The 13,829-nt window shown below is 58.6% G+C and carries 12 protein-coding genes; 7 read left to right on the top strand and 5 right to left on the bottom strand.

The features are described from left to right. Positions 1-8: 8 nt before the first annotated feature. Positions 9-863, top strand: a complete 855-nt coding sequence (locus tag KDL09_RS19040) for a hypothetical protein (RefSeq protein WP_294388761.1) — start codon at positions 9-11, stop codon at positions 861-863. A gap of 181 nt (positions 864-1,044) precedes the next feature. Here KDL09_RS19040 and KDL09_RS19035 read toward each other — a convergent pair whose 3' ends face one another. From KDL09_RS19035 to KDL09_RS19025, 3 genes are all read right to left on the bottom strand, one after another. After that, entirely contained in the window at positions 1,045-2,295 is a 1,251-nt protein-coding gene (locus tag KDL09_RS19035; RefSeq protein ID WP_294388759.1) for a DUF1343 domain-containing protein, read from the bottom strand. 69 nt (positions 2,296-2,364) lie between these two features. Continuing rightward, positions 2,365-4,635 (bottom strand): redoxin domain-containing protein, encoded by a 2,271-nt coding sequence (locus KDL09_RS19030; protein WP_294388756.1) that lies wholly within the window; start codon positions 4,633-4,635, stop codon positions 2,365-2,367. 133 nt (positions 4,636-4,768) lie between these two features. Beyond that, on the bottom strand, positions 4,769-5,632 hold the full coding sequence (locus KDL09_RS19025; protein ID WP_294388755.1) for a ThuA domain-containing protein: 864 nt from the start codon (positions 5,630-5,632) through the stop codon (positions 4,769-4,771). Positions 5,633-5,763: 131 nt separating this feature from the next. Here KDL09_RS19025 and aroE point away from each other — a divergent pair, with 131 nt between their 5' ends. Both aroE and infC read left to right on the top strand, forming a co-directional pair. Then, positions 5,764-6,660 carry a shikimate dehydrogenase gene (aroE, locus tag KDL09_RS19020; protein WP_294388753.1) on the top strand — a complete coding sequence of 299 codons (897 nt, stop codon included), beginning with the start codon at positions 5,764-5,766 and terminating at the stop codon, positions 6,658-6,660. An 873-nt stretch (positions 6,661-7,533) separates the two neighbouring features. Then, entirely contained in the window at positions 7,534-8,199 is a 666-nt protein-coding gene (infC, locus tag KDL09_RS19015) for a translation initiation factor IF-3 (RefSeq protein WP_294388751.1), read from the top strand. Between the two features lie 42 nt (positions 8,200-8,241). Here infC and rpe read toward each other — a convergent pair whose 3' ends face one another. Then, positions 8,242-8,916, bottom strand: a complete 675-nt coding sequence (rpe, locus tag KDL09_RS19010; RefSeq protein ID WP_294388749.1) for a ribulose-phosphate 3-epimerase — start codon at positions 8,914-8,916, stop codon at positions 8,242-8,244. 69 nt (positions 8,917-8,985) lie between these two features. Between rpe and tadA the strand changes: the two genes are divergently transcribed. Beyond that, the gene (gene tadA, locus KDL09_RS19005) at positions 8,986-9,537 is read left to right on the top strand and encodes a tRNA adenosine(34) deaminase TadA (RefSeq protein ID WP_294388747.1); all 552 of its coding nucleotides are present in this window, start codon (positions 8,986-8,988) and stop codon (positions 9,535-9,537) included. Positions 9,538-9,639: 102 nt separating this feature from the next. On the opposite strand, the gene KDL09_RS19000 is transcribed toward tadA, so the two are convergent. Next, positions 9,640-10,149: a hypothetical protein gene (locus KDL09_RS19000; RefSeq protein WP_294388745.1), complete on the bottom strand. Its 510-nt coding sequence runs from the start codon at positions 10,147-10,149 to the stop codon at positions 9,640-9,642. A 460-nt stretch (positions 10,150-10,609) separates the two neighbouring features. Between KDL09_RS19000 and rpsL the strand changes: the two genes are divergently transcribed. Genes rpsL through fusA form a run of 3 tightly spaced genes read left to right on the top strand, consistent with a single transcriptional unit; the run spans position 10,610 to position 13,719 of the window. Further along, complete coding sequence (gene rpsL / locus KDL09_RS18995) at positions 10,610-11,014, top strand: 30S ribosomal protein S12 (protein WP_294388743.1); 405 nt, start codon at positions 10,610-10,612, stop codon at positions 11,012-11,014. 34 nt (positions 11,015-11,048) lie between these two features. Next, positions 11,049-11,522, top strand: a complete 474-nt coding sequence (gene rpsG, locus KDL09_RS18990) for a 30S ribosomal protein S7 (RefSeq protein ID WP_294388741.1) — start codon at positions 11,049-11,051, stop codon at positions 11,520-11,522. Between the two features lie 46 nt (positions 11,523-11,568). Further along, on the top strand, positions 11,569-13,719 hold the full coding sequence (gene fusA / locus KDL09_RS18985; RefSeq protein WP_294388739.1) for an elongation factor G: 2,151 nt from the start codon (positions 11,569-11,571) through the stop codon (positions 13,717-13,719). Positions 13,720-13,829 lie beyond the last annotated feature (110 nt).

Raw genomic sequence — 13,829 nt, 5'->3', positions numbered from 1 at the left:
AACAGCCAATGAAACTCATCGCTCGATTTACCATCCACGAAGCAGAAAACGACCGAGAAACATGTGGTCGAGAAGTTCCTAAAAAAGTGTTGTCACAAATGCGTGCGAAGTGGCCGCAGTTCTTTCCGAAAGAACTCGTCGGCTTCCATCTTCAGGCTGAGCCCGGCACTCCGGTGATTGATGAAGTGATTGGATTCTTGCGTGCCACAGGACGGGAACCAAATTGGAATTATCGCCCTCAGGTGCCAAATGCTCATCCCACGCTTTATCAAGTCCGAGGCGAACGAGTTTGGGATCCGGAAGAGCTAAATCAATCCGAATACTTTGAACTTCATGTGACCAAGGAAATTTGCGACAGCAAGCTGCTTCCTCCGGAAGGCATTCCTGAGATCGCCTTTAGCAGTTACCGTGGCAGTCCAGTCGGCATTGCCGTCGCCATGTCCAACCCGATCTGCTCGGATGCCTTTCGCAAGGAGCTGGAGGCGCAGAACTTCAAGGGGCTAACATTCCGTCAGGCGACCATCAAAAGCCGGAAGCCGGAAAATCTCGCGCTCTGGCAGATTTGGAGCAGCATCACGCTCCCGCCGGTGCTGACGCCGACGGTGGGCGTTGATGGCGAGCCTTTCGATCCTGCCAAGAGTCTGGCCTGTTATGTGAACGACATCTACTTTCCCTGGCAGCATCATTACTCAGCCGCAGCGTTCAAGACGATTGGCCCGTTTGATGTCGCGATCTCTGCCGAGCGGTGGGGCTACGGCTACACACACCAGCGGGAGCCAGCCATCATCGTCTCTCGTCGTTTCCGGGAGTGGTTCATGACGCAGAAGGTGCCGGTGGAGTGGTGGCCTGTGGCGCTGGAGTAGCTGCGACAGTGCTCCTCGGAAAGAAAAGATGCCTGACCATACGCCGGTGCTGTCGAGCGTCCTGCTTCGTACACAGACTGGTTTGGCAGCGTCTACGAGCGGCTCAGATGCGAACCGGCTGTGAAGCGGGTTGTGAAAGCGTCGGCGTTCGGATTTCCCGGGAAGAGGGACGGGCAGGAGTTCAGGGATAAAGCAGGAAACGCTGTCTTTGCGAGCGGAAGCTCTGGTTATAGCTTTCCCATCGGGCGACGATGCTGGTGGCGGGAGTGCCGCGACGGAGGTCGTGGTAGAGGGATTCGCTGCCATACACCTTGTTGAAGAGGTTGAGTTTTGAGCCGCTCATCCGGCTAACAACCTTGCCGCCGGAGAGGCGGTTGATTTCGGTGAGCAGGAGGACGTCCAATGCGGTGATGTTGGCCCTGGCGCGGGGATGAATGCTGAGGCGCACGCCGCCAAACCCGTTCTTGGAGTAAGGCGAGAAGCTGACGCCGGGTGTGTTCAGACGCCGACAGTAGGCGAGCAGGGCGTCGGGATTGACGCCGCTGCCACCGGCATAGCCAAAGGGATTCTCTGTGCCGATGCCTATGTCCACTGATGTCGCGCCACCGAGGATGCCTGTGGCGACGTAGTAGAAGGGCGAGGTGGCGTGAGGAATGTTGGGGGACGTTTGATACCAACGCAGCCCGGTGTCCTGCCAGACCATGCCGCGGTTCCAGCCCTGCATTTTGACGACATCGAGACGCGGGACACGGGACACCCAGCCGCGACCGCAGGCCATCATGGCGAGTTCACCGGCCGTCATGCCATGGACGTAAGGCACAGGGATCTGACCGACGAAGGACTTCCATTTGGATTCCAGCGGCGGGCCCTCTACGCGCCATCCGCCGAGAGGATTGGGGCGGTCGAGCACGACGAACTGCTTGCCGTTTTCCGCTGCGGCCTCCATCGCGACGATCATGGTGCTGATGTAAGTGTAGCTGCGGCAGCCGATGTCCTGCAGGTCAAACACGAGGACGTCGATGGGCGCAAGCATCGCGGGTGTCGGTTTGCGTGTGGGGCCGTAGAGCGAATAGACGGTCAGACCTGTCACCGAATCGCGACGAGTGCTCACATGAAGTCCCGCGCCGATGGTGCCGTCGATGCCATGTTCCGGTGCGTAAAGCGCGACGAGATTGGCGCCAAGCCCTCGCTGCATAGCGGTGCGAGTGCGTTCTCCGCGGCCGGTCATGCTGGTCTGGTTCGTGATGAGACCGACGCGCTTTCCGCGGATCAGATCAAAGCCGCGTGACGCCAGGACGTCGATGCCCAGCATGAAAGGGCCAGCCTGGGCCGGCTGCGGCTGGTAAGCCTGCGGTGCAGGCATCTGGCAGGCGGCGAGAAGGAGAGCGGTGAATGCAGCGACGGTCCAGAGACAAACGCGGGAGGAAAGCATGCGCAGCATTAACGGAGGATGCCGCGCGCGGCAACGTCACGGATGAGCGAATTGAAATTCGCTCGGGAGTCACTCACTGGCATGGCCGGCCTCTGCGGTCTCCGTGTCGAGCTGAAGCAGGCGCTTGGACTCCTCCAAGGCAAATTTGGCATTGGTGAAGGGCTCCCAGCTAATGTCCTGCCAGCGCTGTTTGCCATGGGTGTCGATGAGAAGGGTGGCGTGGAGGTTTTCGTTTTCGAAATCGTCATGGGCTCGCACGGCCTTGAACGCAGCGAGGCTTGAGTCGCTGAGAATCGGGAAGGGGAGTGGTGCGTCTGGCTTGAGGTTAAGCTTGGGACGAATGCCTGCGGCCACGGTCGTTGGCTCAAGAGTGATGGCGACGAGCTGAATGCCGGCTTTGTCAAAGTCACCTGCAACTTTGGAAAATGCCTGCATCTGCTCGACGCAATGACCGCAGTCATGGCCGAGATAGAAGATGAACAGCGTGGGTTTCTTCGAGGTGAAGTCGGTGCTTTTGACAAACCGGTTGTCGAGCGTGAGGGCCTCGAAGACCGGAGCGTCCGGGGCGTGCCAGTGGACAGGGCCGAGTGTGGTGATTTCAGGCCGCACTCCGCTGTCAGTGCGTTTGGGCGCGGGAGCGGGCCAGTCACCGGTGATGCCGAAGGTTTTGGCGAGCGTATCGAGGCGTTTGGCGATGGGGAGGTCGCGATCCATGGCGAAGGCCTGTTTGCGTGTTTCTTCGAAGGCCTTTTTGGCGTCGTCCATTTTGCCGCAGGCCTGGAGGATCTCCGTTTTGATGGCGAGGCCGACGAGATCCTGCGTGAAGTTCTTGGTGAGTTCGACGGCCTTGGTTTTATCCCCGAGCTTGAGCCAATAACGTGCCTGGCGCTCTTTGGGAACGTCGGTGGTTTTGAGGGCGTCCAGGAGTTTGGTGGCTTCTGAAGTGTCCTTCCCGTTTAGGGCCACAAGCGCCTTGAGTTCGGCGGTGGCGTTGTTTTTGGCTTTGACCTCTGGCTTCTCGGCAGGTTTGGGCGGTGTTGAGGATTTGGACGTGCCGGATTTGCCGGTGGTGGTGCTCGCACCGCTTTGTGGCTTGGCCGATTTGATTTTGCTGGTGTCGACATTGACGAGTTTGGTCTCTGTCTTGAGGGTGCCGAGTTCCTTGAGCGCGGCCGCGAGCGCGTTGGCGTCGTCGAGGTGATAGGCGGCGAGGCCGGCTGCGCGCAAGCGGGTGATGTCGTGGGCGGGATGACCAGCCGGCGTGGCGGTGAACTTTTTCAAATCATTCCAGAGCTCCCATTTGATGAGCGTCTCGATCAGGCGGGTGCGGCCGTAGCTGGAAGAGGTGCTGTTTTTGTCCAGCGTGTTGTAGGCTGGATGGCGGGGGATGGCGATGAGGCTGCGGGCAAGTGCGGCGGCGTCGTTGGCCCGCCCCAGATCGTTGTAAGTGCGTGTGAGCCACTCTTCGTTGTGTGCGTAGTTGTGAATCTGATCGGGCAGGATGTAGGTGCGGATCATGTAGGCATGATCGACTCGCGTGCTGGCTTCCTGCTGCCAGGCAGCGTCGTCAGGTCGCTTCAGTTTGGAAAACGTGTGCCCGGGCATGTGCCACATGTGGGCGATCCCCGGGGCTGCCTGACCACATTGAGCGTCGGATTTGAGGGCGAGGATCGGCTTGCTCTGATCCCACAAGTGAATGCGGTAGTGGTGAGCGGGATGATTGGGGACGGCGGCAAAGATCTGATCGAGCAGGGCGTCAACGGCCTGAAGGCTTGATATGGGCGCTTCATCACGTGAGAACCAGATGCGCCAGACGAGAAAGGCTTTGGCCTCGATGTCATTGCGGTCTTCCTGAACGAGCGCTTCGAAGTCTTTGATGCAGTCGAGGCTCTTCTGCTTCTTGTCCCGTTTGTCATTGTCGCGATACAGGTTTTCGAGAATGGCGATCCACTTTTGTTCACGCGGCGTGGCCTTGGATTTCAGCGGGGTGGCCTTTTGGATGAAGGCCCTCGCTCGTTTTTCATTGTTTACGTTGGCCATGCTCATGCCCCAGTAGGCCATGGCGCAGTCAGGATCGATGGCGGCGACCTGACGGAAGGTGCGTTCGGCCTCGTAATACCAGAAGCCGTGAAGCTGGCCGACACCTTGCTTGAAGAACTTCTGCACCTCCGGGTTTTTCGAACTGATCGGGAAGTTGACCGCATCACCGCAGCCTGGAATGAACACGGCGGCCTGACGCGGGCCTTCATTGAAAGCTTCGCCATGCGCTGAGTGGCCGGGGTCACCATGTGCGCGGAGAAGAACCGTGAGAGAAAGGGTGAGAACGAGAAAAGGACGCATGAGAAGATGCCTAGAACGCTGATCGGAACGGGAAACTGAGGATTGTAGAGCGAAAAACGCAAAATGCCCGGCGGTGTTGCCGCCGGGCATTTTTTAAGTGGAGGTTCGGTTACACCGCCGGGTGAGCGACGGCTTATTTGCCGTAGCCGGGAGCAGGCTGGCCATTTTCGTTGATATGGCCGGTGGTCCAGAGAATACCGCGGCACACGAGATCAAGGTAGCGGGCATCAGACACGGTCTCGGTTTGATGGCCGATGGTGGTGGAAAAGATCTTCGTTTTGTTCGGGCCGTATTCGTTGGTCCAGGCGACGACTGAAGTCGCTTCCGTGGCCTTGGCGTCAGGGGGCAGAGTTTCGCCCTTCTTGGCCTTCGGCGGAACGATCTGGACGCCTGAGGCAAGCGGTTTGCCAGTGAGGATCTGGATGTTGTTGTAGAGCTCTTCGTTGATGGTCGTCCAGTTTTCGAGGCCCTGGGTGATCGGGTGGTTTTTGTCAGTGAAGGTGATGGAGATGGGCTCCTTGGGGCCGTGGGCGGTGGACTGGAGGCCGAGCATCTCATACCAGCCGGCGTTGTCAGCTCCGGCGGCCACGGCTTCGCGGAAATTGCCCCAACGGTAGCTGTGCATGGCACAGTGGAGATTGACAGCGGGCTTGCCGGCCTTGTGCGCTGCGAGAATGGCGCCGACGTAGGCGGGATCGGTCACGTCGGCGCTGCACTCGTCATGCACGATGACGTCGAAGTCCTTGTCCCAGTCCTTGGCCTTGTAGATTTCAAAGGTGGCCTTGGTGGTCTTGTCGGGATTGTAGGCGACATCGACGATGGCGTTCAGGCGAGCCTCGATACCTTCTTTAAGTATGAGGTGTTGCTTGTCATATTCATGGCAGCAGCCGCCGGCGACGACAAGAACGCGGAGGGGCTTGACCGCAGTATCGGCGGCCTGGGCCAGAAAAATGGCGGCAGTGATGCCGAGGGTGAGCAGGGGGAGGAAGAGTCGCATGGAGTGGAGGTGGTTGGGACGATGTGCTGATAGCAGCGCGGATGGAACGAGATGTCGAGTGGGAAAATTGCGCACAGCTTTGACAGGTGGGTGATCTACGCCATCACTGCGGTGTGGGTGATTTTTTAACCTTGGATGATTTGATGAACTGGGACGCGGTGGCGGGGCGCTTCACGCCGCCTGCGCGGCTGGCAGTGATCGGTGATCCGATCGCGCACTCGAGAAGTCCACAGATGCACAATCCCGCGCTGAAAGCCTGTGGCATCGACGCGCAGTACGTGCGCGTGCAGGTGCCGGTGAGAAACGTGGCCAAGGCGTTCAGGCAGTTTGCGGCCAGCGGGTTTCTCGGGGTGAACATCACGATCCCCCACAAGTTTGAAGCGCTGGACGCGGTGGATGAACTGGATCCGCTGGCCAGGGCGCTCGGCGCTGTGAACACGCTTGCCATCAGGGATGGCCGATTGTTCGGCTACAATAGCGACGGACCGGGATTTTTGCGCAGCGTGAAAGAGGCGTTCGGCGTCGAGGTGAAAGATCTGAGGGTGCTGATCCTCGGCGCAGGCGGTGGTGCGGGGAGGGCCGTGGCGGTGCAGTGTGCTTTGAAAAGATGCCCCCGACTAGTTCTGGCCAATCGCACGGTTTCAAAGGCAACTGCTCTGGCAGATGAGGTGAAGCAGTGGTCGCCAGAGACCGAGGTGAGCGTGGTCGCGTGGACCGACGAGGAAGTGGCAGAATACATGAGCCAGATTGATTTGATCGTGAATGCCACTTCGTTGGGAATGAAAACCGATGATGCAAAACTTGCTCCTGCCGACGCACTGCTACCGCGACACCTCGTCTTTGACATGGTTTACCGTGCGAATGGTGTGACGCCGCTTGTGGAGGATGCCGCGGCTGCCGGGGCGAAGACCGTCGATGGGCTGACGTTGCTTTTGCACCAAGGCGCCATCTCGTTCGAGCACTGGTTTGACCGACCTGCGCCGCTGCAAGCGATGCGTGAAGGCTTGCGCAATGCTCTGATAGTGTGAGATTCCGCAGACGTAAAAATGACTGCCTCGCGCCATTTCGTTCTCAGCTTTTTCGGACCAGTCCTGACGAGTGGGCTGTATTGTGGCGTCATTTTTCTGATCTGGAGCTGGCTGGAATTTCACCACATCTCACCCTTGGTGACGATGCTGGTCGGGGGGATGGTGGTTGCGATTAGTACACGCTGGTTCGTGAGGAATTTCGTCCCGGTGAGCTGCCCTTTCTGTCAGGGGAAAAGCTACGAAATCCCTGGCAGGGGGAATCGTTTCATGTGCCGGGTTTGTGGCAAAGACCACTAGGAATCGTTTTTGTGGCAATAAATCGGCTTGCTCAATCTCGTGAAAGTCGTTACCTGTCCACGGCGTTTGAGTCCACGGCTCCGCCAGCAGCTTTCTGTGAAAAGCGCTTCCTCATCTGACTTTCCCCGCATGATTATTTCTTTGTCGCGCCCACACACCCCGCATGATCGGGAGGCGAGTGGCGCGTGCATGTCGGAATCGAGTCCGTGCTGATATGATGTTCGCAGCGCGTCTTTTCCCAATGATTTTCCGAGCGGCTGCCGCATGGCCGTCAGGAGTAATGAACACAACCGGAGGTATCCCATAAGCAATCCATTCCAGCAATTGAGCGGCGGCAGTTTCGCACCGCGTCCCCAGCAGAATCAAAGTACAGGCGGCCCGCCACGGCCAGCGGGTCAAGGAGGTCCTCCCGGTTCAAGTCCGCGTCCAGCAGGTCCCCCCATGGGAGCACCAAGGCCTTCAGGTCCCCCTCGTCCGGCGGGTGGCTATGCGGGATCAAGTGGAGGATTTCGGCCAGGGGGCAATCGTCCGGGTGGACGTGACAGGCCGAACGGACGTTTCGTTGATCAGACACGTGTGAACGAGCGCATTCGTGCGCCCAAGGTTCGTGTCGTTGAAGAAGACGGACATCATCAGTTGGGCGTGATTCCGACATCACAGGCCATTCGCATCGCGAAAGAGCGTGGACTGGACCTGGTCGAAGTTGCTCCGAATGCCGATCCGCCCGTGTGCAAGATCGTCAACTACGGCAAATACAAGTACATCCAGGAGAAGCACAAGAAGGAGGCTCATAAGCATCATAAGGGCGGCAAGGTGAAGGAGATGAAGTTCCGCATCGGGATCGACCCGCATGACTACCTCATCAAGATCACCCACGCCGAAGACTTCCTCGCGGAAGGTCACAAGGTGCGCATCCAGCTCCAGTTCCGCGGTCGCCAGATGGCGCATCAGGAGCTTGGGCACCAGCTGGCGAAGAAGATCAAAGAGGATCTGCTTACCATGGGCCATGTCGATCAGGATCCGCGCATGGCGGGCCGCAACATCAACATGCAGATCAGTCCTCTTCCGGAGCGTCAGCGCCACCGCAAGTTCAAGACACACCTCAAGGGCGTGACTGAACACAAGGATATTCTGCACCACGAAGGACATGACCCTCGTGAGGACAAGCACGACCACGATGATCATGATGACGATCACCACGAAGGCGGAAATCATACCGAGCCTCCGCCGCCGGCAGCTTGAACCAATCATGAAGGGCAGGATTCACCTCCTGCCCTTTTTCTTTTAAGCCACGGACGCCGCCAGGTCGCTCATCGACTGCTTCATGTCCGGCGGTCCAAAGGATGACGTCCCGCAGACGAAGAGATTCGCGCCGTGCTTTTTCGCGATCGGCGCGGTGTTCGTGTAGATGCCGCCATCCACTTCAAGGTTGAACTTCAAGCCGTGCGCATCGCGGTAATCACGTGCGGCGGCCAATTTTGGCATCGTTTCCTTCTCCATGAACGGCTGCCCGCCAAAGCCCGGCACCACCGTCATCACCAGCAGCAGGTCGATGTCGTTCACAAACGGCAGCGCCGCTTCAAATGGCGTGTTCGGGTGCAGCGCGATGCCGCAGTGCAGGCCCGCCGCGCGGATGCGCTTCAGAGTCTCTGCCACGGAGGTGTTGTAGTTCGCCTCGACGTGAATCGTGATGTTGTTCGCGCCTGCCTTGATGAAACGCTCCAGATAATGATCAGCGCGGTGGACCATGAGATGGACATCGAGATACATTTCGGTGCATTTCCGAACGACCTGGACCATCTGCGGCCCGAAGGAGATGTTGTCCACGAAAGCTCCATCCATCACATCCAGGTGCAGCCATTGAGCTCCGGCGTCGGCGGCTCGTTGCACTTCAGCGCCCACCTTGGACCAGTCGGAAGCCAGGAGGGAGGGGAGGATGAGATTCGTCTTGTGATCCATTCTCTGAGATAAGGTTCAGGGTTCAAAGTTCAAGGTTTGAGTTGGTGGCGGAACCGTTTATAAGCACGCGTGGCTGATACCCTGATCATCAATCCTTTCGACGACGAGCATTTCATGCGCGAGGCGCTGCGGCAGGCACGCAAGGCCGCCAAGCAGGACGAGGTGCCCATCGGTGCGATCATTGTCCATCAGGGCAATGTGATCGGCCGCGCTTGGAATCAGGTCGAGACGCTCAAGGACGCCACGGCCCATGCCGAAATGCTTGCCCTCACCCAGGCCGAGAGCGCCCTCGGCGACTGGCGACTCAACGAATGCGATCTTTATGTCACCAAGGAGCCCTGTCCCATGTGTGCCGGTGCCATCATGCATTGTCGCGTCCGCAGGGTCATCTTTGGCTGTCCTGATGTGAAAGGTGGTGCCGCTGGCGGTTTCTGGAATCTCCTCCAGGCCCCCAACCTCAATCACCGCACCGAGATCACCGCTGGGGTGCTCAACGATGATTGCGTTTGCATCCTCAAGGAGTTCTTCGCTGAAGCGAGGCGTCGCCGGGCAGAGGGATTGGAGCACAAGAAGGGTGTCGCCAAAGACAGCGAAGGTCCGGTCGTGTTCGACGGGCCGTGAAACTGCTCACCGAGACGAGTGAACCAAGTGGGGAGTGAAAACAGGCGGCCTGTCCTTCAGGACCGACGGGAATGATTGAGTCATTGGGACCAGTTTGCCCCCTCACTCCTCCCCTAGGAAACTTGCCACCACCCGCGGTTCGCTGCCGGTCTTGATCGAGAAGACCTCGCAACTGGCGGCGTAGGCGTCTGAGGCGTAGCGCTCGGCGAGGTCGGCGGCGAAGGCCTGGACAAGGCCGGGATTGGCGGGGAAGACGTAGAGTGCGTGGCGGTCCGGCGCGGCGACCCAGATCTCCTTGCCGAAGAGTTCCTCGAACAGCTTGGGCAGGGAAGGGGCGAGAAGCAAGGTGGCGAAGAGCGGGGACTCACCGCGATAGACGGCATAGGCGATTTTCCCGTCCTCGCCTTTAATGAGTTCAGGTTTCAGCAACTGCAGCCTCTTGTCCGCCGCAGTTCTGGCCCGGTTGGCGAAGGATTCGATGCTCAGGCCTAGTCTGGTAAATGTCTCGGAGGTGTAGGGTTCGACGCCACTGAGGGCTGAGGTGGACTCCCGGCAGGGAGTGAACACCGTCTGCTGCGCATTCGGCGGGGTTATGGAGTAGGCGCTACGCATGGCCTTTGGCTCCGGCATAAGCAGAAGGGACTCAAGCTTGCGTTCAGGGATGGTGGGTATTTGAGCGGGAGCCAAGCCTCCTGCCAAGGTCACGAGGCATAAGATTAGACGCATGACGGGGAATGTGGAGGGGGCCAGCCATGGATGCAAATGCCGTCCTTGAGGTTCGAGTGCGCGTACGTAGGTTCGGAAGCGGCCTTAGCCCCCGAACACAGGGGGATTGGCGGGAAATTATTTCAAAAAGCCTGAAATACTGCTTGCGGGAACTGGGGGACTCGCCAGAATGCGCGCTCCCAAGGCCCAGCCTCCTTTGTGAAGCTGGTAGATCAAGGCGCTCCACGGAGCGCCTTCATTATCGGAGCCAGAACCGGAAAAGTCTGCGCGTGCTCACTGTGAGCATGGCGCGCTGTCTTCCGAAACCGGCTACGAACAAAGCCAAGGATTACAGCTCTTTCACACCATGCCCACCATCAATCAACTCGTCAGACACGGCCGCAAAGACAAGGCGGTAAAGTCGAAGTCTCCAGCGCTTGCCAAGTGCCCGCAGCGTCGTGGCGTCTGCCTTCAGGTGATGACCCGCACACCGAAGAAGCCGAACTCAGCTCTTCGTAAAGTGGCCAAGGTGCGCCTGACCAACGGATTTGAAGTTATCGCCTACATCGGTGGTGAAGGTCACAACCTCCAGGAGCACAGCATCGTGCTGGTCCGTGGCGGACGTGTGAAGGACTTGCCGGGTGTGCGTTACCACATCGTTCGCGGCACTCTGGACTGCCTTGGAGTCGAAGCCCGCCGTCGCGGCCGTTCGAAGTATGGTGCGAAACGTCCAAAGGCCGGTGCTGCCGCCGCCGCTGCCAAAAAGAAATAATTTCCGCTGATTTCACCCTCCATCTCAACCAGTCATGGCCCGCAGAAAACGCGTTTATAACAAAGAGGTTCGCAAGGACAGCCGCTACGACAGCGAACTCGTCGCCTCCCTCATCAGCAACATCATGCTTGATGGCAAGAAGTCGCTCGCTGAGCGAATTGTCTATTCCGCCATCGAGGCTCTCAACGAGAAGACCGACAGCGTTGATCCTTTGGAGCTGTTCAACCGCGCCATCGAGAACACTAAGCCGCGTGTGGAAGTCAAGGCCCGCCGCGTCGGTGGTGCCACCTATCAGGTGCCTCTTGAAGTCTCCCCTCGTCGTCAAGAATCCCTCGCTATGCGCTGGATCGTTGGTTTCGCACGTGGCCGCAAAGGTCAGGCCATGCATCGCGCCCTCGCCAATGAGCTGAAGGACGCCGCCCAAGGGCAGGGGAACGCCGTTCGCAAGCGCGACGACGTCCACAAGCAGGCGCAGGCCAACCGCGCGTTCGCTCACTTCCGCTTCTAAGCGTTCCACATCACATTTTTCGTCCACTTTTCGTTTTCCCCGACCCATGTCGAACCCCAATTCCCCCAACCGCGAATTCCCTCTTGAGCGTACCCGCAATATCGGGATCTGCGCGCACATTGACGCGGGCAAGACCACCCTTACCGAGCGTGTGCTGTTCTACACCGGCATGATCCATAAGATCGGTGAGGTGCATGATGGTGCTGCCACCACGGACTGGATGGAGCAGGAAAAGGAGCGTGGTATCACGATCACCTCCGCCGCTGTGACTGCGAGCTGGAAGCAGCTCAAGGAAGAAGGCGTGTACAAGTCCCGCGAAATGGAAAACATGCGGGTGAACATCATCGACACCCCTGGGCACGTGGACTTCACCGCTGAAGTGGAACGTTCCCTGCGCGTGCTGGATGGCGCGATCTTCGTGCTCTGTGGTGTGGCCGGTGTGCAGCCGCAGTCGGAAACCGTCTATCGCCAGGCTGAAAAGTACGGCGTTCCCCGCATCGCCTTCGTGAACAAGATGGACCGCACGGGCGCCAACTTTGACAATGTGGTCAAAGATGTGCGTGAAAAGCTCGGCGCTCCGGCATTCCCGATCCTCATTCCGATCGGAGCCGAAGACAATCTGATCGGCCAGATCGACGTGGTGAACCAGAAGGCCATCATTTACTCTGACGATGAAAAGTTCGGCTCCAAGTACACGGTTCGTGACTTGCAGGGTGATGAAGTTGCCAAGGCCAAGCAGGCCTATGACGAGTTGCTGGACGCTGTTTGCAGCGCCGACGACGAACTGGGCATGATGTTCCTTGAAGAACAGCCTATCGGCCCGAAAGAACTGAAGGCCGGTCTTCGCCGTGCGGTTATCGCCAACAAAATCATCCCGATGGCAGGCGGTTCTGCCTTCAAGAACAAAGGGGTGCAGTATTTGATCGATGCCGTCATCGACTATCTTCCGGGTCCCCTCGACATCGAACCTCAGAAGGGGCATGTCATTGATGAGCCTGAAAACGTCATTGAGGCCAGGCCTGATGACAACGGCAAGTTCATTGCCTTGGGCTTCAAGCTCTGGTCTGACAAGTTCGGCCGTCTCGTTTTCTTCCGTGTTTACTCTGGCTGTGTGCGCAAAGGCGACACCATCTACAATCCCCGCACCCGCAAGTCGGAACGCGTGGGCCGCTTGATTCAGATTCAGGCCTCTGTCCACAAGGACATCGACTGCTGCTACTCGGGTGACATCGCCGCCCTCGTGGGTGTGAAGGATGTTCGCACTGGCGACACCTTCTGCGACGAGAGCCTTGAAGTTCTTCTTGAGCCTCCAACCTTCCCGGAACCGGTTATCTCGATGGCTGTCGAGCCGAAGACCAAGGGAGACCAAGAGCGCATGGCCAACGCCCTGCAGCGCCTCTCTGAAGAAGATCCGACGTTCTTCGTCAAGACCGACGAGGAAACCGGCCAGACCATCATCGCCGGCATGGGCGAGCTTCACTTGGAAATTCTTTGCGACCGCCTCAAGCGCGAGCACAAAGTCGAGACAAACACTGGCAAGCCTCAGATCGCCTACCGCGAGACCCTCACGAAGGAGGCCGACGGTGAAGGCAAGCTGGTCAAGCAGTCCGGTGGTCGCGGCCAGTATGGCCACGTGATCATCAAGGTCCGCCCTGGTGAGAAGGGGTCCGGCATCGTCGTCGAAAACAAGGTTGTCGGCGGAACGATCCCTAAAGAATTTATCAATCCTGCCAAAGCGGGTTGCATCGAGGCCGCTCTCAACGGCATCATCGCTGGTTATCCGGTGATCGACATGCACATCGACCTTATCGACGGCTCCAGCCACGATGTGGACTCGAATGAAAACGCCTTCAAGATGGCCGGCATCTTCGCGGTGAAAGACGCGTTGAAGAAAGCCAAGTGCATCCTTCTTGAGCCCATCATGGCCGTGGAAGCCTCCACTCCAGAAGACTATCAGGGCGACATCATGGGCGACCTTAACCGCCGCCGTGGCAAGATTCAGGGCATGGACACACGCGGTGCGACCGCGATCCTTCGCGCTGAAGTGCCATTGGCAGAAATGTTCGGTTACTCGACCGCCATCCGCACCCTTTCCTCCGGCCGTGCCAGCTATTCCATGCAGCCTTCGCACTTCGAGCAGGTGCCGCAGCAGATTGTTGAGCAGATCGTCGAACAGCGCGGAGGCGCCAAGGCATAAAGATCCGCCCGCCCTTTTACAAACCATCACCTCACGGACCCCGTCATGACTAATCAACGCATCAGAATCCGCCTCCGCGCGTATGACTATCGCGTGCTCGACAAGAGCAC

This window comes from Prosthecobacter sp. (assembly GCF_020439865.1).
Taxonomy (GTDB): domain Bacteria; phylum Verrucomicrobiota; class Verrucomicrobiia; order Verrucomicrobiales; family Verrucomicrobiaceae; genus Prosthecobacter.
Note: the sequence above shows the minus strand (reverse complement) of the source record. Positions and strands in the feature narration are given on the sequence as shown.